General features: G+C 55.3%; 20 protein-coding genes, 1 tRNA gene and 1 rRNA gene. 10 read left to right on the top strand and 12 right to left on the bottom strand.

Translation table 11 applies throughout. The features are described from left to right. Nucleotides 1-112: 112 nt before the first annotated feature. Nucleotides 113-298, bottom strand: a complete 186-nt coding sequence (locus GWQ22_RS17355; RefSeq protein ID WP_275931078.1) for a hypothetical protein — start codon at nt 296-298, stop codon at nt 113-115. A 619-nt stretch (nt 299-917) separates the two neighbouring features. Between GWQ22_RS17355 and GWQ22_RS17350 the strand changes: the two genes are divergently transcribed. The 3 genes from GWQ22_RS17350 (at nt 918) to GWQ22_RS17340 (ending at nt 3,989) form a co-directional block, all read left to right on the top strand. Next, nucleotides 918-1,172 carry a helix-turn-helix domain-containing protein gene (locus GWQ22_RS17350; protein WP_275931077.1) on the top strand — a complete coding sequence of 85 codons (255 nt, stop codon included), beginning with the start codon at nt 918-920 and terminating at the stop codon, nt 1,170-1,172. Further along, a complete protein-coding gene (locus tag GWQ22_RS17345; RefSeq protein WP_275931076.1) occupies nt 1,172-2,494 on the top strand; it encodes a type II toxin-antitoxin system HipA family toxin in 1,323 nt (440 codons plus the stop codon). The genes GWQ22_RS17350 and GWQ22_RS17345 overlap by 1 nt, the downstream gene beginning before the upstream one ends. Before the next feature lie 427 nt (nt 2,495-2,921). Then, nucleotides 2,922-3,989: a glycosyltransferase family 9 protein gene (locus tag GWQ22_RS17340; RefSeq protein ID WP_275931075.1), complete on the top strand. Its 1,068-nt coding sequence runs from the start codon at nt 2,922-2,924 to the stop codon at nt 3,987-3,989. Here the strand turns inward: GWQ22_RS17340 and GWQ22_RS17335 are convergent. The 7 genes from GWQ22_RS17335 to rfaD all read right to left on the bottom strand — a co-directional run bounded on the left by GWQ22_RS17335 (nt 3,925) and on the right by rfaD (nt 12,067). After that, entirely contained in the window at nt 3,925-5,037 is a 1,113-nt protein-coding gene (locus GWQ22_RS17335; protein WP_275931074.1) for a glycosyltransferase family 9 protein, read from the bottom strand. The genes GWQ22_RS17340 and GWQ22_RS17335 overlap by 65 nt on opposite strands. A 54-nt stretch (nt 5,038-5,091) precedes the next feature. Further along, complete coding sequence (locus tag GWQ22_RS17330; RefSeq protein WP_275931073.1) at nt 5,092-6,120, bottom strand: lipopolysaccharide heptosyltransferase family protein; 1,029 nt, start codon at nt 6,118-6,120, stop codon at nt 5,092-5,094. A gap of 90 nt (nt 6,121-6,210) precedes the next feature. After that, nucleotides 6,211-6,876, bottom strand: coding sequence for a glycosyltransferase family 25 protein (locus tag GWQ22_RS17325; RefSeq protein WP_042035859.1), 666 nt, complete (start codon nt 6,874-6,876; stop codon nt 6,211-6,213). 53 nt (nt 6,877-6,929) lie between these two features. Then, complete coding sequence (locus tag GWQ22_RS17320) at nt 6,930-8,021, bottom strand: glycosyltransferase (RefSeq protein WP_275931072.1); 1,092 nt, start codon at nt 8,019-8,021, stop codon at nt 6,930-6,932. Next, a complete protein-coding gene (locus GWQ22_RS17315; RefSeq protein WP_275931071.1) occupies nt 8,018-9,226 on the bottom strand; it encodes an O-antigen ligase family protein in 1,209 nt (402 codons plus the stop codon). Before GWQ22_RS17315 ends, GWQ22_RS17320 begins: the two co-directional genes overlap by 4 nt. 2 nt (nt 9,227-9,228) lie before the next feature. Further along, on the bottom strand, nt 9,229-10,992 hold the full coding sequence (locus GWQ22_RS17310) for a polysaccharide deacetylase family protein (protein ID WP_275931070.1): 1,764 nt from the start codon (nt 10,990-10,992) through the stop codon (nt 9,229-9,231). A 118-nt stretch (nt 10,993-11,110) separates the two neighbouring features. After that, nucleotides 11,111-12,067, bottom strand: a complete 957-nt coding sequence (rfaD, locus tag GWQ22_RS17305) for an ADP-glyceromanno-heptose 6-epimerase (protein ID WP_042036026.1) — start codon at nt 12,065-12,067, stop codon at nt 11,111-11,113. Nucleotides 12,068-12,213: 146 nt separating this feature from the next. Between rfaD and GWQ22_RS17300 the strand changes: the two genes are divergently transcribed. The 5 genes from GWQ22_RS17300 to GWQ22_RS17280 all read left to right on the top strand — a co-directional run bounded on the left by GWQ22_RS17300 (nt 12,214) and on the right by GWQ22_RS17280 (nt 18,287). Continuing rightward, nucleotides 12,214-12,855 (top strand): TetR/AcrR family transcriptional regulator, encoded by a 642-nt coding sequence (locus tag GWQ22_RS17300; protein WP_042035855.1) that lies wholly within the window; start codon nt 12,214-12,216, stop codon nt 12,853-12,855. 118 nt (nt 12,856-12,973) lie between these two features. Then, a complete protein-coding gene (locus GWQ22_RS17295) occupies nt 12,974-14,164 on the top strand; it encodes a glycine C-acetyltransferase (protein ID WP_275931069.1) in 1,191 nt (396 codons plus the stop codon). A gap of 68 nt (nt 14,165-14,232) precedes the next feature. After that, complete coding sequence (tdh, locus tag GWQ22_RS17290) at nt 14,233-15,261, top strand: L-threonine 3-dehydrogenase (RefSeq protein ID WP_108537302.1); 1,029 nt, start codon at nt 14,233-14,235, stop codon at nt 15,259-15,261. A 200-nt stretch (nt 15,262-15,461) separates the two neighbouring features. Beyond that, nucleotides 15,462-15,917, top strand: a complete 456-nt coding sequence (locus GWQ22_RS17285) for a c-type cytochrome (RefSeq protein WP_275931068.1) — start codon at nt 15,462-15,464, stop codon at nt 15,915-15,917. Nucleotides 15,918-16,001: 84 nt separating this feature from the next. Next, nucleotides 16,002-18,287 (top strand): EAL domain-containing protein, encoded by a 2,286-nt coding sequence (locus GWQ22_RS17280; RefSeq protein ID WP_042035851.1) that lies wholly within the window; start codon nt 16,002-16,004, stop codon nt 18,285-18,287. A gap of 8 nt (nt 18,288-18,295) precedes the next feature. Here the strand turns inward: GWQ22_RS17280 and rep are convergent, their stop codons facing one another. Next, the gene (gene rep / locus GWQ22_RS17275) at nt 18,296-20,308 is read right to left on the bottom strand and encodes a DNA helicase Rep (RefSeq protein WP_042035850.1); all 2,013 of its coding nucleotides are present in this window, start codon (nt 20,306-20,308) and stop codon (nt 18,296-18,298) included. 166 nt (nt 20,309-20,474) lie between these two features. Here rep and GWQ22_RS17270 point away from each other — a divergent pair, with 166 nt between their 5' ends. Continuing rightward, on the top strand, nt 20,475-21,695 hold the full coding sequence (locus GWQ22_RS17270) for a SufS family cysteine desulfurase (protein WP_275931067.1): 1,221 nt from the start codon (nt 20,475-20,477) through the stop codon (nt 21,693-21,695). A gap of 13 nt (nt 21,696-21,708) precedes the next feature. Continuing rightward, complete coding sequence (locus GWQ22_RS17265) at nt 21,709-22,146, top strand: SufE family protein (protein ID WP_275931066.1); 438 nt, start codon at nt 21,709-21,711, stop codon at nt 22,144-22,146. Here the strand turns inward: GWQ22_RS17265 and tcdA are convergent. From tcdA to rrf, 3 genes are all read right to left on the bottom strand, one after another. Then, complete coding sequence (tcdA, locus tag GWQ22_RS17260) at nt 22,131-22,988, bottom strand: tRNA cyclic N6-threonylcarbamoyladenosine(37) synthase TcdA (protein WP_212514844.1); 858 nt, start codon at nt 22,986-22,988, stop codon at nt 22,131-22,133. The genes GWQ22_RS17265 and tcdA overlap by 16 nt on opposite strands. Nucleotides 22,989-23,157: 169 nt before the next feature. Further along, nucleotides 23,158-23,234, bottom strand: a tRNA-Asp gene (locus tag GWQ22_RS17255). A 98-nt stretch (nt 23,235-23,332) separates the two neighbouring features. Next, nucleotides 23,333-23,447: ribosomal RNA gene (gene rrf, locus GWQ22_RS17250) — 5S ribosomal RNA — on the bottom strand. Between the last annotated feature and the right edge of the window lie 6 nt (nt 23,448-23,453).

The raw sequence follows: 23,453 nt of genomic DNA, 5'->3' as shown, positions 1-23,453 counted from the left end.
GATTGGCGAGGCCGATACCCTGGAAAAGCTCGAAGCCCTGCTGCCATGGAACGTCCCGCTGGAGCCGATTGCAAAAAAAGTGGCGCAATACGGTAAAGGCAAGTAGGTCGATTTAACGGCGCTTACTGACCTTTTTACGTGCCGCCATCTGGCCGCGCACCACCACTTTGCCATCCCGCAGCTTCACCTCCTGGCGGACTTGGGTCAGATCATCCCACCCCGCCGCCTTGATGGCAGGCAGCAGGTATTTGGAGATGATGTCGGCTTCGGTGAGGGTCGCTTTGTTGATCTCGGCCATGAGCACTCTTCCGGTCGGGGGGACAATATTGCTCAAGATTCTCTCATAAAATCAGCCGAGTTTTGTTGATTTCAGACTCATAAAGCAACAAGGAGAGCAGCTCTTGATGGCGAGCCTTCTGGTCAAGGAAACGTCTGGCAATGGCATCACCATGTTGCGCTGAATGCTTTTTGAAGGGCATACCTTTTTGGAACCATCGCACGGCATCAAAACACGACCTTTCGGTAGCCTTTTGATCCGACGGAACACACTTCAAGTCTGCGCCTTCACCAATAGATCGCTTTTGAGTTGTCTTTGAACGCTTGATACAGACCACCCACATACTTCAGTCAGGATCGGTAGGTTTGCTGCACGATAATGCGTAGCGTCCCTCACAATCCTGGCTATAGCGACCAGCTGTTCACGTTTGCAGAGCAAGGTCTCGACTGGTTGGCTGCCCATATTGATTGAAATTTCGACGTCATCCCCCCGTTTGCTGTTCTCTTACCCGCTATAGGGGATAAATGTTAAATACCGCCTGTGGCGTGTAAAAAATATTTACCCGCTGTAACAGGTAAACATTGATATACCTGCCATAGCGTGTAAATTGGAAGAACGCACGCGACCAGGTAGTCGAATCATGAAAGTAACCAGCGCCAAGCAGCTGAGCGCCTGTATCAAGGATGCCAGGCTTTCACAAAAGCTCTCCCAGGGTAAAGTGGCCGAGAAAGTGGGAATTAGGCAAGACACTGTCTCCAGCTTCGAGCTCAACCCTGAGTCCACCAAGCTGGAGACCCTGTTCAAAATCCTCGCAGCACTCGAATTGTCACTGGATATCAAACCCCGCAATGAGTCATCCGACAGCCCTATAACAGGCTGGAAGGAGGAGTGGTAATGGCCAATCTGGCTGTCTACATGAACGGCTATCGGGTAGGCACATTCACCAAAACTACCAGCGGTGCCCATCAGTTTCAGTACCATGAGTCCTGGCTGGCACAGTCAGGTTGCCGTCCCATCTCACTCTCCATGCCATTGCGCCATCAGGCCTACCGGGGCGATGAAGCCCATAACTTCTTCGACAACCTGCTGCCAGATAATCTGGAGGTGAGGAACAGGGTTGTTGCACGCTATCAAGCGGCATCAACCCAGCCCTTTGATCTGCTCAGTTGCATTGGCCAGGATAGCGTAGGGGCATTACAGCTGGTTACCGAAGGGGACCATGTTCCTGATGTCAGGCGAATCGACTACAAGGCCCTTTCCAATGATGAACTGGAACAGATCCTGACCAGCTACAAATCAGGAATCCCTTTGGGTATGGTCAGGGAGCAAGAGGAGTTCCGGATCTCCATCGCCGGGGCGCAAGAAAAGACAGCGCTGCTCTATCTCGATGGCCGTTGGTACTTGCCACTCAACGCAACACCGACAACCCACATTATCAAACTCCCCATAGGCAAGATTGAAAGCCACTCCTACTCGATAGACCTCTCCCAGAGCGTAGAAAACGAATATCTCTGCACTCTGATTGCCAAGGAGTTTGGTCTACCCGTACCTCACTGCTTCATGATGCAGGTTGGCCAAGTCAAAGCACTTGCGGTGGAACGCTTCGACAGACGTTACGCTACAGATCGCAGTTGGATCATGCGCCTTCCCCAAGAAGATTTCTGTCAGGTATTGAATGTTCCGTCAGCACGGAAATACGAGAGCCATGGCGGACCGGGGATCACTGACATCATGAAAACTTTGCTGGGCTCTGCGACACCAGAACAGGATCGCTACCTGTTCATGAAATCTCAGGTCCTGTTCTGGCTGCTGGCGGCCACCGATGACCATGCCAAGAACTTCTCGGTCTTTATCGAACCGGAAGGGCGTTTTCGCCTGACCCCTTTTTACGACATCCTATCCATGTATCCCGCGTTTGGTGGTCGAGGTCTACACCCACGCGATGCAAAGCTGGCCATGGGCCTGACCGCGACCAAGGGCAAGAAATATGCGATAGAGCAGATATTTCCTCGCCATTTCTATCAGACTGCCAAAGCGGTTGGATTTGAGAAGGTGCAAATGGAAATAATCCTAAACGAAATGGCAAGTAGTCTGGATGAAGTGATCTCGGCCGTCCGTCAGCAGTTACCAGATACATTTCCCACCCAGATTGCTGACTCGATTCTGGATGGCCTCAGCACCAGAGCGCAGCGTTTAACTCGGTCGTCAACCAAGTGAAATGAATCCTGGCCAGAGACAAAACATAAGCACCAACCATTGCAACCTCACCTCCAGGCACAGTTTTTCCCGGTTTCCCACTTTTCCCACCTCCACTTGGCCAGCGTGGGGATGGTTCAGCATAAACAGGGGGCTATCACCATTGCTGGGGTAGTATTTTGGGTAGTTTTTTCTTAAAAAATAATAAAAATTACATCATGCATATGATTTTTATAGCTATTTATAGTCCAGCATGTAATCAGATCCAGAACATAGAGTAATGGATGCAAGAAGCCCGTCAACGACGGGCTTCTACTCCATGCCTGCACCACACCGCTATTGGCTTGAGCCAGATCGGATTTTCATTCCTGTCCGACAGCATCTGACTCGCTTGTGCGGTATGCTGTCACGCTGATGCCCAACAACGACCTCTATTGAGGCCCGCCTTATGAAATACCTTGTAGTACAAACCAAACAGATAGGGGATGTGCTGATCTCCACCGCGCTGTGCAACAACCTCAAGCAGAACGATCCAAGCGGGGAAGTTCACTATCTGGTCATGGATTATTGCGCGGGTATGGCGCAGGGCAATCCCAATATTGATCGACTCCTCATCATAGAGAAAGCCAGACGCAACGACTGGCGCTACATGAAGGACCTGCTGCTGGATATCCGCCGCGAACACTATGACGTGGTGGTCAACAGCCAGGGCCAGATGATAGGCCTGCTGACCTGCCTCTTCTCCGGCGCCAGGTTGCGGATAGGATTTGACTCCTTCCCCTGGCGGCTCGGCCACAACCGCATTGTACGCTTTCGCAAAGACACCGAATTCCAGGGTAACAGTACCCTGATCGACGACCGCTTCTCGCTGCTCAAGCCCCTCAACCTGGCCAAAGAAGATCGTAATTACCATCTCTGGCTGAGCGAGGAGGAGAAACAGCAGGGACGTGAAACCTTGCAGGCGGCCGGCATCGATCTCGCTCGGCCCTTGATCGCCATGGGGGTCAACTCGCTGGGGCACTACAAACGTTGGCCCATCGACTGCTTCGCCCAGGTTGCCCAGTGGCTCATCGAACAGCACAACGCCCAGATCCTGATCTACTGCGGGCCAGGGGAAGAGGAGTACAACCGCGGTCTCAAGCCGCTGCTGCCCACCGCCTTGCAGGGCAGCGTGTTTGATCAGATCAAGACCCGCTCGGTGCGTGAGCTGGTGGGGCTGTTCGCCCACTGCCAACTGTTTGTCGGCAACGATACCGGCCCCCGCCACATGGCCCAGGCCATCGACCTGCCCCTGCTGACCATAGTGGCCCCCGGCGGCGACAAGATCATTGCCAACCCGGTCAACCACCCCCGCTATCAGGCCATTGATATCTTCGATGCCAAGGGGCCGGCCTTCCAGCTGCCGCAAAATGCGGAGAAGGACTTCATCGACGACACCCTGTTGCGCGCCATCACGCCTGAACTGGTGATTGCCCGACTGACAGCGCTGCCTGATTGGCAAGCAACCACTGCCTGAATAGCCGGTCGAACTCGGTCAGGTTGAGAGAGTTGATGTCCTGTTCACGGAGATTCTCCGAGAACAGGACGGTCGCCAGTGGGGAATTGGGATGCCACTCCATGAAATTCTCGTTGCCGCCCCCTATATCCGGGTTGTAGAGACCCAGAATGGGTTGCTCCAACCCGGCCGCGATATGTATGGTCGCCGTATCCACCGAGATGAGGCCCTGACTCTGGCGCACCTGGGCGAAAAGGCCCGCCAGCGAAGGCGCATCGGGTGACAATACCATCCGCTCGGGTCGGGAGAGCCCAGCCCGGATCCCCGCTACTTCAGCCTCCATGCCTGGTGGATAAAGCAGGCAGATAGCAAATGGGCAAGCGTCCAGCATCCTCTCCAGCATCTGCCGGATCAGCTCGGGCTTCAGACGGCGAGAGCTGCCGCTGCCATAAGGGTTGAAGCAGAGCACGACATCATCGGGCCACCAGCCCGCAACGGATGCCTCCTGGCCCGGAGCCGGGATTATGTAGCGCTGATCCGGATCTGCCACCCCAAGTCGATTCAACAGCAGGGCAAACTTGTCGGAGAAGTGCATGCCGCTGGACGCGGCTCCCAGCTTGAGATTGATAGCCTGCAGGGCATCATCCATACCAGCGACCCAATCTGCCCTGACCTGGCTGATGAAAAAGATATCCTTCATCTTCAACATCTTGCCAAAGTGAACCAGGCAACCGACCTCCCCCAGTGACTGTGCCAGCCGCCTGAGTTGACAATAACCGGGGCGCTTGGGCACCTCGATGACCCTATCCATGCCGAAATGCTCGCGAAACAGGGGAGCCATGGCTGCCGTTGTCACGATCCATACCTCACGTGCCGGGTTGACTCGCTTTAGCTCACGGGCCACCCAGGACGAGACGATCGCATCGCCCAGTTTGGCATCCCAGCGCAGCAGAACGACTTTTCCCTCGCTATCCCTGGTGGGTTCAGGCCGTTTTCGATCAAACAGAAACCGTCCCACCTTGCGGCGAAGAATGTCACGCTTGAGTTGCAGATCGTTGATTAATGACATGAATCTACCAGGATGGCCGTTGAATTGGGAAGATATGATAACAGTCTGACACCACTACAGTGTCATCAGGACATCGACCTGACGGCTGATCTCGACAGGCGAAAGTGCGGAAAGGTTATCCGTGGTCGATCTCAGGATGATATTGCGGCCAGAGAGCGGAATAAACGCATCGCGCCAGGACTCGTTGTTCATCAACACCAGAGTGGGCACCCCGAACGAAGACGAGATATGGATGATAGAGGTATCCGTCGAGATGACACCCCGAGCATCCTTGATGATCTTGGCGGCATCGAGAATGGTGTCGGGAAACAGAGCTGTCATATCCTGCCGCTGACATGCCAGAGGGCGCTTGGAGAAGACCAGGTAGGAAACCCCCGGATACACTGGCAATTGGGCCAGAATACCGTTGATTTGCTGATCCACCATCGAATTGCCCACCTGACTACCCGTCAGATTAACCAGCAGATAGGGGCCATAAGCATGGGTATCCAGCTGCTCATTGCAAGGTGACGGTATAGTAACCGGCACATGCGTTTGATCACCTGTCACGCTGAGCATGCGATAGACAAAATGCTCCCGGATGGGGCGTGACGATACTATGGTGGCCTTTTGGTTGAACAGTGGCAGCACCCGCTGCTGCGCTTCGCTCTTGAAACGCAAGGGCAATGACTGCAGGCGACCATTGGCCAGAAACAACAGCTTGGCCATGGCAATGTCATCGGGCTCATCGAACAGGTTGATGACCATGTCATACTGCCGGTGCCTGAGCTCACGCAGCTTACACCACATACCCGCCGATAACAGGGTATCGTTCAAGGTGATCACATGGCATTCATCGATCCCGGCGACCGAGGCCGCCAGCCTCTCGTTGCGCCGGCTGCACACCAGCTCAAGGCGAGCGGCGGGGTACATCTCCCTGAGCCGGGCAATGGCGGGCAGGGAGAGAATGAAGTCGCCGATGGCGTCATAACAAATCACCAGAACGCGGGTCGGTTCCACTTCTACCGCACCAGGAATGGCAAGAGGCTGCCTGCCAATCATCCACTTGGCAATCTGATTGATGAGCAATTTTTTGAAATTCATACGTTATCCAGAATGCAACAGCCTATCTTTTACCCCGTGCTGTCAGGGCTATCCACTGCCATGACAGAGGCATTATTATTCAACCCATGCTTATTCCAGATAGTGGCCATAAGCCCGATCATCAATCGTGGTGGTAAAGAGATCCACATCCAGACAGCAGGGCTCAACGCCGGAAGCGGTCAGGCCAGTCAGCTGCAGGAGACCCGTCAGGTAGTCCGCAGGCATTCGCACCGGATAGGCCTTGGCCAATAATTTTTTGGCCCCACTCAGCGTCAACATGTAACCGGCAGCAGACAACACAGCACGCTTGGAGTGTTTGCTGGGCGTCCTGTATTTGGCAAGCCGGTAACCCTCTGGCAGGGCTCGCAAAAGAGGCCACTTTTTAGCCTTGCCATGGTGCAGAAAAGCAATGTCAGAGCTGTTGCATGAGACTATCCTTTCAACGATTTTTTTGAAGTGCATGTGTAGGTAAGCGTCATCTTCCAGAATGACGCAACGCTCGATTCCCTTTGCCACCATCATCTCGTAGAGCTTGATATGGCTCAGTGCACACCCTATCTCGCCATGACTCAGTTCATGGCCTGAAAAGGTCCTGGCTGCAACCATATCAACAAGCCCAACATCTTCCTCCGTCAAATTACGGCCATCAATGGCATCAAAAAAGCTGAACTCAATGCCTAGATGCTTCATCTGCTTGATCGCCATCTCTCGGCGTTCGGCGCTACGGGAAAGACTGATGACAAAAACTGGGATCATGTTATCTACCGTTCAGAAACCCCTCATCCAGTGAATAAGGGTGAGAAAATAGTCTATAAAAGCTCTCGCAACATCATATCAAACTCTCGCAAGACACTCTCGCTTGAATATTTATTAAGATCAATATTCGATATTTTAGAGGGTGGATTGAGAAGTGCATCTGTCAATGCTGATACATCCCCCATAGGAACCAGGGTACCAAGCCGCCCCCGCTCAAGGACCTCGCTGGGACCAACAGGGCAATCGGTAGAAATAACCCTGCCACACAACAATAGCGCCTCTACCAATACCAGACCAAATCCCTCCCCTCGGGAACTCAGCACGAAGGTATCAGCATGCTTCATCCATACATAAGGGTTGGCTTTAAGCCCGATAAAATGAATTCGATCATGCAATTTCAATTTTTCGGCTACCGATATTAGATGTTCCCTATCTGGGCCATCACCGATGATAACCAGTTTTTTATTCAGCCCACCATCCAGTGCTCTGGCATAAGCCAGGATCAGCCCCTCAATATCCTTGGTCTGCTCATCTAGACGAGAGACGCTCAAGATATACTCCTCCTGCAGCAGCTTCCTGTCTAACGCAGAGTTTTCTTCATATTGCTCAGACTGATGAATAATTCGTAAGAAATCGAAAGGATTATATAAAACATGAGCATTCTTCAACCAACTCATCTGCTCTCTTTGAAGTTCTGCAAGCATATCTTGGCAGATCAGGATCACTCTATCATAACTTGCGCACCGCTTTCGCATATGGCGTTTACGTCCCTCAAGGTTATAAAAACTTGAGTGTAACCACATCACCTTTGGCTTAGGGCAATCATTGAAATACTTGAAGAAATCGCCATCAAGAAAATCAATTACCAGATCGCTACTCTCAACCAATTTATTAATAGCATGTCGCTTTTTTATTGACCCATTCAATTTTGCAAAAAATGAATTACCCATTTTAAAGTCGAGATTAACTACCTCTGCTACCTTGGCGATCTCCTTAGCAACAACATATTCACTACTATCCTCGTTGGTAACAATAGTAATATGGTATTCATAATTATCCACCAATCCTTTTACGTATGTGAGCAGTACTTTTTCAGCCCCCCCCATACCTAGAGAATGGATAAAAAACAAAAGGCGTTTAGTCATAAGACAACCTTTTCATTGAATCTGCCTTCGTTCTTAAAAAAGATAAAAAATAAAGAAATCAAATATATATAAAGAGTGTTTTGGTGTTCTATCGGAACATCAGTAAGAGCACAAACAAATGTACTCAGTGTAATTATAAAACCTACAGAGACCAATTTTGATTGTTGCCAAAATAACCACATCGGATAAACCAATATGGCCAATGCTGCTAGCAGCCCCAAAATGCCTCTGATTACCATATTCTGAATAAATTGGTTATGAGCATGATACATGCCATAATCAACATAAAATTTATTTACTATACCATCCAAGAGTTGTTGCTGCTGCATGGTTTTAAATCCATCCAACCCAACACCTAGCAATGGGTTATCAACAAACCCAGCCCAGGCACTCCTCCAAGCCATTAATCTTAGTCCCCATGATGATGTATAGTCGTTGCTCTCCATCATATTAACTTCAGAAATACTTTCGAGAATCCGGGCTCTTAACATATCACTCTCATAGAAAGTAATTACCAGCACGCAAGATAGTATTAAAAACCACGAAAAATATTTTATTGGCTCTTTTATAGCTTTAACAAAAAGTACAAATGTAACTACGACGACCAGTGCCAGCCATGCACCTCGACTCTGAGATAGATATATAGCTGAAATTGCAAATATCGAGCTAATAATATAAAGACATCTAACCAAAAGAGATGATGATTCCTGTGCGAAAAAACTATTCAAGATGGCCAAAATAAGTGCACCTTGAGCAAACAGGATAGCATTGGTAAACCCTTCAACCCGAAGCATTCCATTATGATATTGCCATATAGCAAGCAAACCAATCGCAATCCCACCGACCAGGGAACCCAGTTTGAATACACTAACCAAAACGGCCTCTCTTGGCATTAATAAGAAGAATGCCAAAATATATAACAAGTTCCTTATCAACCAGCTTTCATCATCGTGAACCAGTCTACTGATGCCAATTGCCACAATGTAAATTAACACGCACCAGTAAAGATTTTTTGCTGATACACCAATCAGCTCTTTATTCCCTACAAAGTAATTTATCACCCCTATTATGGATGATAAAACCAGCAACTTAGTCAAATAATGTTGGCCTAATGGAACAATAAATAGCCCACACAATGTGAAAAACAACGTCATTGAACAGAGTACAATGCTAATTCGATGAACGTATTTTTTAACTAGCGTCATAATCATGCCTTTCTAAAAACATAATTCCCGCGGATCTTACGCCACAGCCCAAAAACATCGGTACGAGGGAAAATGGCGATGCGCCGGATCCGGTAAGGATCTTGATGCATTGCTCTGGGACCACTGTTAGTCGCGACGGCAAAACGATACCCGGCGGCGATGGCTTGCTCCTTGGCACTGTCGTTCATATCTCCGTACGGATAGGCAAACGAGACCAGCGAATAACCGAGCAGGGCTTCCAGCTGACGTTTATTTTCCTGTATTTCATGAGCTTGTTGCTCGGATGAAAGCTGACTCAGACGGGGATGAGTCAGGGTATGGCCACCGATCTCCACATGGCCTGAGGCCACAAGGGCCTTTATCTGCTCCCCATTCATCAAGGAAACCTGGGAATCCGGGTTGGTCGGGTGCTCCACATCCCAGCGATTATATGCCTCTCCGGTCACCACATACACCACAGCTTTGTAACCATATTTTTCCAGCAGTGGCAGCATGCGCGTCAGGTTGTCCTGATAGCCGTCATCGGCGGTGATCATCAGGTACTTCTTGCCGTATTCAAGGCGATGGATAAAACCCTTGTCTGCCAGATCACGGAACGTCAGGGTCTCGTAGCCGAGCCACTTCATCAGTCGCAGATGCTTCTCGAACATGGCGATCGGCATCCAGGTACCATGCACCCCCTTCTCGCTGTCATGCTCGATGAAACGGTGGTACATGATGACCGGCATCTCACGGCGCAGGGTCTCCACCACCGCATCCTGATAGATAGCTTCCAGCCCGGATACAACCCCCTGCAAGCCGAACTCATCCTGAATGCACAGGCGAATGGCCTCAGGCACACGCTTGCTGGTCAACGCGAGCGCTATCTCTGCCCTCAAGGTGGTGAAGTTGATCGCCAGATCCTTGGGGCCTATGTCACCAAAGTTGCTCGCCAGCGCCTCTGCCAGATTCTGTTCAGTCACCAAACCAATTGCCTTGGCCTCACCGATGGCAAACGCTGGGCGCCCGCACAGCAGCGCCTCCATCGCCACCCGGCCAGCACCGATCACCAAATCACATCCCGCCATCAAGGCAGGGACATCGTCCACATAACCGACGAAATCGACCTGGTGCTGGAAGCGGTGGAAACGCTCGGGAAACTGGCTGCCGCTCACCACCCGTACCTGACAGGCATCCAGATCCAGTACCTCGTCCAGCAGGCGATAGCAGAGCTCCCCCTTGGGGCCGCTCAGCCGCCCAATGATGGCGATCACCGGCTTGGGATTATCCGGCGCGGGGACGGGCTGAAACTTGTCGGTTTCAATACCGTTGCGCAGCACCTGCACAATCTGGGGATCCACCCCCAGGTTGTCGATGATCTGGTGGGCAATATCCTCGCAGACGGCAACCGCCCGATAGCCAAGGGCGTGGAACGCCTTGCGTGACGCGTGTACCGGCTGGCGACCGTGCACCGTGGTGATCATGGGAGTACCGGTCAGCTTGCAGGCCACATAACTACTCCAGCCAGAGGCGCGGGAGTGAGCATGCACCAACTGGATATGGTGCTTCTTGATGAGATAGATGAGGTAAAATACGTGCCAGAAGCGGCGCAGTATGCTGCGCTTGTTGAATCGAAGCTTGAAGACGGGACCAAGGGTCGGTTTGGTCAGGGTATCTGAAACATAAAAAACGTTGTGACCACGCCGGGTCAGTTCGTTACCGACCGTGGTGGCATAGACCTCAGCTCCCGTCACTTCGAGCTGGGAGAGTGCCATCAATACATTCATTGCGCGGTTACCCGGTGGAGAAGAGAGGAACGACAAGCCGTGCCAGACGCCAGAAACCGGAAGCAAGCGAGTGTCTGCTTCCGGTTTTGCGCTCAAACGGTCGCGTTGTGCTCACCCGTTAGCGGTTGAGCCAGGCCATGTAATCCGCGACCCCTTCGGCAACGGTTTTGAATTCGGCATCATAACCGACACCCCGCAGCTTGGTCATGTCTGCCTGGGTGAAACTCTGATAGCGACCCTTGAGGTGATCCGGGAAGGGAATGTACTCGATAGTCCCTTTCTGGTGATGCTGGATCACGGCTTCGGCCACGTTCTGGAACGGCTCGGCACGACCGGTGCCGCAGTTGAAAATGCCGGAGTGTTGCGGATTCTGCCAGAACCAGAGGTTCACCTTGCAGACATCATCCACATAGATGAAGTCACGCATCTGGCCGCCGTTCGGGAAACCGTCACAACCTTCGAACAGCTTGGGTTTTTCTCCCTTCTTCACCTGGGTATTGAGGTGAAAGGCAACGGAAGCCATGGGGCCCTTGTGCTGCTCACGCGGACCGTAGACGTTGAAGTACTTCAGACCCACAACCTGGGAGTTGATCTCCGGCATCCAGCGGCGCACGTACTGGTCGAACAGCTGCTTGGAGTAGCCATAGACGTTGAGCGGCTGCTCGAACTTGGGATCTTCGATGAAGTTGTCGTTGCGGCCACCGTAAGTCGCGGCGGAGGAGGCGTAGATGAACGGAATCTCCCGCTCGATGCAGTAGTGGAACAAATCTTTGGAGTACTCGTAGTTGACCTCCATGATGAACTTGCCGTTCCACTCAGTGGTCGCGGAGCAGGCGCCTTCGTGGAAGATCACCTCGATGCCGTCGCCCCACTCTTCAAATTCGTCGCCGGAGACGATCCGCGCCTGGAACTCGTCCTTATCCATGTAATCGGCAATGGTCAGATCGACCAGATTGACGAACTTGGTGCCATCGGTCAGGTCATCGATGACCACGATATCGGTCCGTCCTTGAGCGTTCAGCTGCTTGACCAGATTGCTGCCGATAAAGCCAGCACCGCCAGTTACTACGATCATGGAGTTTGCCTCGCGTACGTTGATGGTCACGTGTGACTGCTTGTTAAAGCTGTGTATAGTGAACCAATTTGAAATTGCCGAAAAGTTTATCACGGGCCGCAAGGGGATTCGACCTTGATGCAACGGGCCCGCCAGAGGGAACAGTGATGAAAACCAGAGACAGGATCATTCACAGCGCCACCGAGCTGTTCAACGATCAGGGTGAGCGCAACATCACCACCAACCACATTGCCGCCCATCTTGGCATCAGCCCTGGCAACCTTTATTACCACTTCAGGAATAAAGAAGACATCATCCACTCGATTTTTGATCAATACGCCCGCCACCTGAGCGAGAGCTTCACCCCCGCGCGCAGTAACGAAATCAAGCTGGAAAACCTGATGGGCTATCTGGATGCCATCTTCTATCTGATGTGGCAGTTCCGCTTTTTCTACGCCAACCTGCCGGACATTCTGAGCCGCGACGAACCGCTGCAGCAGAAGTACCTCAAGGCCCAGGAACAGATGCGCTCCTCCGTGGTCGCCCTGCTCAGGAGCCTGCGTGAAGGGGGCATCATAGACGTCAACGACGCAGACCTGCCCGATCTGGGCCAGACCATCAAGATGGTGGTGACCTGCTGGATCCCTTTCCAGATTGCCCAGGCGCCCAATACCCGCATCACCAAACCGCTGCTCTATCAGGGGGTGTTGAAGGTACTATTTTTGCTGCGCCCCTATATCCAACCGCAGGTGGCCGGACAGATCCAGCAGCTGGAACAACACTACCGTCAGCTGGCCCAACCAGCTTAGTGAGATCTGTTTCACACTTGTTGAATATCAGCACAATCATTTGAATTTGCCGCAACAGATTGCAGTAAAATGTTGCCCTCTGTTGATACGCAGCTGAAATAGCCAATAAGGATCGAGGATGTCTAACGGATTCTATCGTCACCTGACCGAGCAACTGAACCAGGTGCAAGCTGAGGGGTTGTACAAGCAGGAGCGCATCATCACCTCCGCCCAGCAAGCCAGCATCGCCGTCGGCGGTGAGCAGGTACTGAACTTCTGTGCCAACAACTATCTGGGGCTGGCCAACCACCCGGATCTGATCGCCGCCGCCCATCAGGGGCTCGACAGCCATGGCTTCGGCATGGCTTCGGTGCGCTTCATCTGTGGCACCCAGGACCAGCACAAAGCGCTGGAGCAGAAGATGTCGGCCTTCCTCGGCACCGAGGACACCATCCTTTACTCCTCCTGCTTTGATGCCAACGGCGGCCTGTTCGAGACCCTGTTCGGCGCCGAAGATGCCATCATCTCCGATGCCCTCAACCACGCCTCCATCATCGACGGCGTGCGGCTGTGCAAGGCCAAGCGCTATCGCTACGCCAACAACGACATGGCCGAGCTGGAAGCCCAGCTCAAACAGGCGGATGCCGATGGCGCCCGCTTCAAACTGATCGCCACCGACGGCGTCTTCTCCATGGACGGGGTCATCGCCGACCTCAAATCCATCTGCGATCTGGCCGACAAATACGATGCCATGGTGATGGTGGATGACTCCCATGCCGTCGGCTTCATCGGCGAGAACGGTCGCGGCACCCACGAATATTGCGACGTGCTGGACAGGGTCGACATTATCACCGGCACCCTGGGCAAGGCACTCGGCGGCGCCTCTGGCGGCTACACCTCCGGCAAGAAGGAGGTGATCGACTGGCTGCGTCAGCGCTCCCGCCCCTACCTCTTCTCCAACTCGCTGGCCCCCTCCATTGTCGCCGCCACCATCAAGGTGATCGACATGCTGGCCGACGGTCACGACCTGCGCGCCCGCCTCAAAGAGAACAGCCGTTACTTCCGCGAGCGGATGAGCGCCGCCGGCTTCACCCTGGCGGGGGCCGACCACGCCATCATTCCGGTGATGCTGGGAGATGCCAAACTCGCCTCCGAGATGGCGAGCCGCATGCTGGCTGCCGGCATCTATGTGGTGGGCTTCTCCTTCCCGGTGGTGCCCAAGGGTCAGGCACGCATTCGCACCCAGATGTCTGCCGCCCACACGCGCGAACAGCTGGACAAGGCGATCGACGCCTTCATCCGCATCGGCCGTGAACTCGGCGTTATCTGATTTGAATCAAGGGGCTGCAGCCCCTTTTTTCTGCATTCATCGTGATTGACTGGCATGAAGGAACAACCATGAAAGCACTCTCCAAACTGCACAAAGAAGTCGGCATCTGGATGACGGACGTACCGGCCCCCGAACTCGGCCACAACGACCTGCTGATCAAGATCCGCAAGACCGCCATCTGCGGCACCGACATCCACATCTACAACTGGGACGACTGGTCCCAGAAGACCATTCCGGTGCCCATGGTGGTTGGCCATGAATATGTCGGTGAAGTAGTCGCCATCGGCCAGGAAGTCCGCGGCTTCGCCGTGGGAGACCGGGTATCCGGCGAAGGCCATATCACCTGCGGACATTGCCGCAACTGCCGTGCAGGCCGCACCCATCTGTGCCGCAACACCATTGGGGTCGGCGTCAACCGCCCGGGCGCCTTCGCCGAATATCTGGTGATCCCGGCCTTCAATGCCTTCAAGCTGCCAGACAACATCCCGGACGAGCTGGCTGCCATCTTCGATCCCTTTGGCAATGCGGTGCACACCGCCCTCTCCTTCGATCTGGTGGGTGAGGATGTGCTCATCACCGGCGCGGGTCCCATCGGCATCATGGCTGCCGCCGTTTGTCGCCACGTGGGCGCCCGCCATGTGGTGATCACCGACGTCAACGAATACCGGCTGGATCTGGCCCGCAAGATGGGCGCCACCCGCGCCGTCAACGTGGCCAAGGAAAAACTCTCCGACGTGATGACCGAGCTGGGCATGACCGAAGGCTTCGACGTGGGGCTGGAGATGTCCGGCGTACCCAGCGCCTTCCAGGATATGATCGATAAGATGAACCACGGCGGCAAGATCGCCATGCTCGGCATCCCGCCTGCCACCATGGCCATCGACTGGAACAAGGTGATCTTCAAGGGTCTGTTTATCAAAGGGATCTACGGTCGCGAGATGTTCGAGACCTGGTACAAGATGGCCAGCCTGATACAGTCCGGATTGGATTTGTCCCCCATCATCACCCATCGTTTTGATATCGATGACTTCCAGCAGGGCTTCGATGCCATGCGCTCCGGCCAGTCCGGCAAGGTGATCCTCAGCTGGGATAAATAAGCCTCCCGGCGGCTCAATCCCATGAAACCCGGTGAAGACCGGGTTTCTTTTTCTGCGCCTCTCCTCGCCAGTTTGTGATCTGACGAAGAAACTTTGCACGCAGAGTGCTTAACACTTCACACACAAGCGTTTAAATGGCTGTAACTATTCGGTTATAATCCCGTCGTTTTCTAGGGATAATAAAAGCCTGCTGGGAGTACATGAGCGTGTTGAAAAAACTGAGCTATTTGCTGGTTGTCGGGATGACGGCTGCCAGTCTGTCCGGCGTGGTGTTTGCTGCCGATGATATGTCGCCGGAAGCGATTGCCGAACGGATAAAACCTGTCGGTCAAGTCTATACCGCCAAGGATCTGGAAGGGATTGCGACCGCAGGCGCAGCTCCTGTGGCGGCAGCACCATCCGGCCCACGTGATGGCGAGGCCGTGTACAAGGGTGCGTGCTTTGCCTGTCATGACATGGGTATTGCCGGTGCCCCCAAACGCGGCGACCAGGCAGTGTGGGAACCACGCATCGCCCAAGGCATCGATACATTGAAGAAACATGCCATCGAAGGCTTCACTGGCAAGGCGGGTGTCATGCCGCCACGGGGGACTTGCGCCACCTGTAGCGATGAAGAGATCGAAAACGCCATTCACTACATGATCGACAAGCTCTAAGTGATTGAAAGGGCCGCACTTGCGGCCCTTTCAATCTGTTCACTTCCGACTACTCTTTGTAGGGTAGGCACATTGGGAGTTTCTATGTCAGCGCAACCCAGAGCATCACAGTATTCGACTCCCTTGCTGGCGTTAATGTCCGCCATTATGGATTTTCCTGCCCCCTCCTCTGCCACGCCCAAAGAGTACGACACCCTGATCCAGCAATTGGACCAGCTCTGCCCGCTGCAGCATTTCGGCATGCTGGGGTTGTCAGAGTCTGGGCTGCACTGGGTATGTGAACATCAGATTTCCGATAGTTTCAAACTGCAGCTGGGGCTGGAAGCGTCACTGCTCACTGAACAGCTAACCCAACTTGATGAAGCCCAGGGCTGGTGTGTATTTCCCATCGAACATGGTCAGGTGCAGTGGTTGCTGGCCTGCAGCCAGCCCAAGGAGCTACCCACCCTACGCTTGCTGCTGGAGTGCCTCGCCACACGATTGAATGAAACCCAGGCCGGCTCGCAATTCTCGGAGCTGGCTTCTCCGCTCATCCGCAAGGACCCGGACTGGCAGAAAAAAATCGAGAGCATCAATCGCATCATTCGCTTGGCCAATACCCTGCCCAGCCAGGCCCTGTTCTCCCAACTGGAAGCCGTGCTGCGCCAGATGCTGGCCATTAAGGACGTGCTGCTGGTACGCATCGACAGCCACCAGTTGGAAAAGATCTATCCCGAGCTGCCGCTGCACGGCGATGAGTTCATCGCGGGCATGTGCCACAGCACCAACAACATAGAGCAGCATAAGGAGCAGCTGTTTTGGTACAGCCAACCCCTGCGGCTACAGCAGCAATATTTTGCCCATTTCATCATCAGCACCCCGCAGCTGCTGGAGACGGACGATCGGCTGTTCCTTGACTTCTTGCGCAGCCAGCTGACCCTGCTGCTGGAGCTGAGACGGATCCGTCAACAGCTGCACGACATCAACTCGGAAGACTCCATCAATCAACGCCTGCAACAGCTGCGACAGACCAACCTCAGATTGCAGAAGCAGCTCAAGCAGCATCAGGAACAGGAACGCAGGCTTCAGTTCGATGCCCTGCACGATCCGTTGACCCAGTTGCCCAACCGCGCCCTGTTGATGAACCACCTCAACCACGCCATGACCCACTTCCACCGTTACAAGTCACCCGGGTTTTCGCTGATCTTCATCGATCTGGATCACTTCAAGCAAGTCAATGACACCCTGGGACACGGCGCTGGCGATCAACTGCTGAAGGAGATGAGCCGCCGCCTGCAAAGCTGCATCCGGCAAAACGACATGGTGGCCAGACTGGGAGGGGACGAGTTCGTCATCTATCTGGATAGCAGCAAAAACGAGGAGGATATCAGCCCTGTGCTCAACCGCATCATCAGCCGCCTCTCTTATCCCTTCCGGCTGCAAGGCAACGAGCTGAGCATCACGGTCAGCCTCGGGGTGGCTAGCGTATCGGAGCAGACCACCGACATCAGCCAACTGCTGCATCAGGCTGATCTGGCCATGTATCAGGCCAAGCGCAACGGACGCAGTCGCATCGTCAGCTATTCGGAGGAGTGTTCTGCCCAGACCTGGGCTTCACCAGAAGAGATGCTGGCCAAGGCCCTGCGGGAGGGCCGCATACTGCCCTATTTCCAGCCGGTGATCCGGCTCAAGGACAGCCGCCTGACCGGACTGGAGGTGATGGCACGCTGGATCACCGAAGAGGGGGTGCTCAAGGATGCCTTCGACTTCATCCCGTTGGCGGAACAGTGCGGCCTCATTCAAGAGCTGGATTACCAGATACTGCGCCACACCTGCCAACAGTTGAAAGCGTGGTTGCCCATCTCAGGCCAGTGCAAGTTCAAGGTCGCCATCAACCTCTCCGGCAAGCATCTGGTCAATCACGAGCAGATCATGCGGCTGATGGACATCATAGAAACCGAGGGGATAGCGCCTGGCTATCTGATCTTTGAATTCAACGAGCGGGAGCTGTCGCGGCAAGATTCCGACGCCCTCACTTCCCTGCACGAGCTGAGGGCCAAGGGCATTCAGATCAGTCTGGATGATTTTGGCACCGGCTTCTCCTCCCTCAACGCCCTGTTCCACTTCCCGGTGGATTACATCAAGGTGGATGACAGCTTCACCCATCGCATGCTGCAATCCCCCAAGGATTTGGCGCTGATCCGCGCCATGCGCGATATCTGCCAGGATCTGGACTTCACCCTGGTGGTCGAAGGGATCGAGAACCAGCAACAGCTACAGAAGCTGATCGACATGGGTTGCCTGATGGGACAAGGGCGCTACATCTCCCCCCCCATGCCGGGAGCCGATATCACACCCCTGCTCACCCAGACCAAGGGTGAGCGTGGCTAGCCGCCGGCTCAATCCTTCTTGAACAGCGCCCTCAGGTTGGCAACCCCGACTTGCCCCTTCTGCTGGCGCTCCTCGGCCGTCACCTTCTTCTGGTTCTCCCACTCCAGATCGTCCTGAGGCAGCTCCAGCAGGAAGCGGCTCGGCTCGGGCCGCACCGATTCACCATACTGGCGCCGCTCCTTGCAGAGGGTGAAGGTGAGCTCGGTCTGGGCGCGGGTAATGCCCACGTAGGCGAGACGCCGCTCTTCCTCCACGTTGTCTTCATCGATGCTGGTCTGGTGGGGCAACAGGCCCTCTTCCATCCCCACCATGAAGACGTAGGGGAACTCCAGCCCCTTGGAGGCGTGCAGTGTCATCAGCTGCACCTGATCCGCATCATCCTCCCCCTCGTTACGCTCCATCATGTCGCGCAGGGTAAGACGGGTCACCACCTGGGCGAGCGTCATCGACTCCTCCAGTTCATCCCCTTCCAGCATCTCTGTGATCCAGCGATAGAGGGTGGAGACGTTCTGCATCCGCATCTCGGCCGCCTTCGGGCTGGGGGAGGTCTCGTAGAGCCACTCCTCGTAGTGGATCTCCTTGATCATGTCCCGCACCGCCTCCACCGGGTTGCCGCGCTGCGCCTGATCGCCGAGTCGCACCAGCCAGTTGGTGAAGGCCTGCAGGGCCACCAGACCACGGCCGGAGAGCGATTGCTCCAGCCCCAGCTCGAAGCTGGCGGCAAACAGGCTCTTGCCGCGCTGGTTGGCATACTGACCCAGTTTTTCGAGCGTGGTGGGACCTATCTCCCGCCGTGGCAGATTGACCACCCGCAGGAAGGCGGTGTCCTCGTCCGGATTCACCAGCAGCTTGAGATAAGCCATGATGTCCTTGATCTCGGTACGGGAGAAGAAAGAGGTGCCGCCCGAGATGCGATAGGGGATGCGGTTGGTCATCAGCGCCTTCTCGAAGATGCGCGACTGATGGTTGCCACGATAGAGGATGGCGTAATCCTTGAAGCGGGTACGATTCATGAACTTGTGGCCCATCAACTCGGCGGCGATCCGCTCCGCCTCGTGCTCCTCGTTTTTGGCAAACAGCACCTTGACCGGCACCCCGTAATCGAGCTCGGAGAAGAGCGCCTTGTCGAACACGTGGGGGTTGTTGGCGATCAATATGTTGGCGCATTTCAGAATGCGCCCCTTGGAGCGGTAGTTCTGCTCCAGCTTGATGAGCTTGAGGCTCGGAAAGTCTTCGTTGAGCAGCACCAGATTTTGCGGCTTGGCGCCACGCCAGGAGTAGATGGACTGGTCATCGTCCCCCACCACGGTAAAGCGAGCCCGCTCGCCGACGATCTGCTTCACCAGCTCGTACTGGCTGGTATTGGTGTCCTGATACTCATCGACCAGCAGGTAGCGTATCTTGTTCTGCCAGCGGGTGCGTACCTCGTCATTGCTCTTGAGCAGCAGGGTCGGCATCACGATAAGGTCATCGAAGTCGAGCGCGTTGTAGGCCACCATCTGGCGGTGATAGCGCTCGTAGAGCTGGGCCATCAGTACTTCTTCCGGCCCTTGGGCGATACGCATGGCGCGCGCCGGCAGTATGAGGTCGTTCTTCCAGTTGGAGATCTGACTGATGAGGGCCGACAGCTTGTCCTTGTCATTATCCAGCTCAGCCTCGGTCAGCTCCTTGAGCAGCGCCAGCTGGTCGGTATCGTCGAACAGGGAGAAGTTAGCCTTGAGATTCAGACTCTTGTGCTCACGGCGTATGATATCGAGGCCCAGGGTGTGGAAGGTGGAGACCATGAGTCCCCGCGCCTCCTTGCGACCCAGGGTCTGACCGACCCGCTCCTTCATCTCCCGCGCCGCTTTGTTGGTAAAGGTGACGGCTGCTATGTTGCGGGCGTTATAGCCACACTGCTGTACCAGGTAGGCGATCTTGTTGGTGATGACGCGCGTCTTGCCCGATCCGGCTCCCGCCAGCACCAGGCAAGGGCCGGAGACAAACTTGACCGCTTCGTTCTGATTGGGGTTGAGCTTCATGGGCCGGATCTCTTGGCTTATGATGAGGGGCGGCATTGTAACAGAAATCAGCGGGTGAGCCGCATCGCTGCGCCACACACCATCAGTCGGCTAGCATCGTGCGCCTTGTGTTCGAGCGCCATTTTCAGGATCATGGCCGACTTTTCCAGATGATGACGAGGGGAGCATGAATCAGCAACAGCACGCCCGACTGCGCGGCCAGTTTCCGGCCCTGGCGCAGGAGGTGAACGGCCACCCTCTGGTCTATCTGGACAACGCCGCCACCACCCAGAAGCCGCAAGCAGTGCTGGATGCCATCGCGCACTACTATCGGGCCGACAACGCCAACGTGCACCGCGCCGCCCATGCCCTGAGTGGTCGCGCTACCCGCGCCTTTGAGGCCGCCCGCGAGGCGGTCACCCGCTTCATCAACGCCCCCCACAGCCGCGAGGTGATCTGGACCCGTGGAACGACTGAGTCGATCAACCTGGTGGCCCAAAGCTGGGGAATGAGCGAGCTCAAGGCGGGGGACGAGATCGTCCTCAGCACGCTGGAGCACCACGCCAATATCGTCCCGTGGCAACTGGTCGCCCAGCGCACCGGCGCGGTTATCCGGGTCATTCCCCTCGATGAGCGGGGCGATCTCGATCTGGCCGCCTATCACGCTATGCTGGGGCCAAGGACCCAGCTGGTGAGCGTGGCTCACGTTTCCAATGCCCTCGGTACCGTCAATCCGGTCGAACAGATAGTGGCGGCGGCCAAAGCGGTGGGCGCCGTGACGCTGATCGACGGCGCCCAGGCGGTGGCTCATCTTGAAGTGGATGTGCAGGCCATTGGTTGCGACTTCTACGCCTTCTCCGGCCACAAGCTCTATGGCCCAACCGGGATCGGTGTGCTGTGGGGTAGAACCGAACTGCTGGAACGCATGCCGCCCTGGCAGGCGGGCGGCGAGATGATCGACAGAGTCAGTTTCAGCGGCACCACTTTCAATACCCTGCCCTTCAAGTTCGAGGCGGGCACCCCCCATATTGCTGGCGCTATCGGCCTCGCCGCCGCCGTCGACTTTGTGATGGGGCAAGACCGGAAATGGCTCGCCAGCCATGAGCAGGCGCTGACCGACTATTTGGTCGCTGGCTTGCAGCAGGTGCCGGGGCTGCGTCTGGTCGGCGAGCCCGACCAACGTGCCGGAGCGGTCTCTTTCCTGCTGGAGGATATCCACCCGCAAGATGCCGCCACCCTGCTCGATATGCAGGGGATCGCCCTGCGAGTCGGCCATCACTGCGCCATGCCACTGATGGAATCACTCGGGATCGGCGGCACCCTGCGCGCCTCACTGGCCTGTTACAACAATCGGGACGATGTCGACGCCTTGCTGGCCGCCCTGCACAAACTCAGTGACTTCTTCTAAGGCAAACCACCGAATGAACAGCCTCGTAACCTATACCCAAATCGGCCTTGAGCCCAACGCCGACACCATCCGCCAGCAGTTTGCCGCCGCTCACGGCTGGGAGAACCAGTACCGGCTCATCATCCAGCTCGGCAAGCGGCTGCCTGCACTGCCGCCCGAGTGGCAGCAGGAGGAGTTTCGCCTCAAAGGGTGCGAGAGCCTGGCCTGGCTAAAAGGAGAGAGCTCCGAGGATGGATGCTGGCACTTTGCCTGTGATTCCGATGCCCGCATAGTCCGCGGCCTCATCGTCATCGTACTGGCGGCGCTCAACCACCAATCCGCAGAAGTGATTCAGGCCTTTGACATGGAGGCTTATTTCACCGAGCTGGGGCTGGAAAAACACCTGAGCCCGTCACGGGGTAACGGGCTCAGGGCTATCGTGTTGGCAATCCGGGATCAGGCGTCGGCCTGATCACTGGCCAAGGGTGCTTCTATCGCTGTTGTCGTTTCACTTGCCAGACGTTCGGCTCTAGCGCCCCGTTCGGCAATCTTCTTCAATACCCGGGAGGCGGCAACCAGCCCAAAGGTCGCCGTCACCGGCGTCACGGCCCCGAAGCCAGAGGCACAATCCATCTTCATGGAGCCATCGCTGGCCGCCTTGGCCTGACAGGTGCCACCCTGACCATCCGGGTAGCTCAACTGCTCGGTTGAGAAGACACACTCCACCCCGAACTTGCGAGCAGGATTCTTGCTGAAGTTGTGCAGCCGGCGCAGATCCGAGCGTACCTTGGCCGCCAGCGGATCCTGAATGGTCTTGGCCAGATCGGCCACAGTGATCTGGGTCGGATCCATCTGCCCGCCGGCACCACCCGCCACAATCACAGGGATCTTGTTGCGCTTGCAGAAGGCAATCAGCGCCACCTTGGCCTTGACTGAATCGATGGCATCCACCACATAGTCAAACTCCCGCTTGATATGCTCGGCCAGGTTGTCGGGCGTGACGAAATCATCCACCTCGATCACCTCGCAATCCGGATTGATGGCGCGAATGCGCTCTGCCATCACCTCGGTTTTGAGGCGACCAACCGTACCCTGCATGGCGTGGATCTGGCGATTGGTGTTGGTGATGCAGATATCATCCATGTCGATCAGGGTGATCTGGTTGATGCCGGCACGGGCCAGCGCCTCCGCCGCCCAGGAGCCTACCCCGCCGATCCCCACCACGCAGACCCTGGCCTGACTGAAGGAGCCAAGTGCGCTCTGACCATAAAGACGGGCAATGCCCCCGAATCGCTGTAGATATTCTGCTGTCATACCATCACCTTGCTTGAGGGCGGCCATTATAACGACAACTAAAGCCAGCGGCGATCATCAAGATGGCTCGGCATAGAGAAAGGAAGAGGGGGGGGGGATAATGGTAAAAGCGGGTGTCGAATGGTCGGAAACGAAAAAAGCCCAGTCGTTAGACTGGGCTTCTTGTTACTGGCGGAGCGGACGGGACTCGAACCCGCGACCCCCGGCGTGACAGGCCGGTATTCTAACCAACTGAACTACCGCTCCGCTATTTGGTTAGCTTTTCGCTAAATCTTCTGCCGATTATCAGAGGTGTCATCCTCTCGGCCAATGACGTGATTCTTCACATCACTGTTTAATTGGGTGCCTGGCAGTGTCCTACTCTCGCATGGCGAATGCCACACTACCATCGGCGCTACCGCGTTTCACTTCTGAGTTCGGCATGGGATCAGGTGGTTCCACGGCGCTATGGCCGCCAGGCAAATT

The organism is Aeromonas sp. 1HA1 (genome assembly GCF_029237385.1).
Classification (GTDB): Bacteria; Pseudomonadota; Gammaproteobacteria; order Enterobacterales; family Aeromonadaceae; genus Aeromonas; species Aeromonas popoffii.
This window is presented reverse-complemented; position numbering and strand designations above follow the sequence as displayed.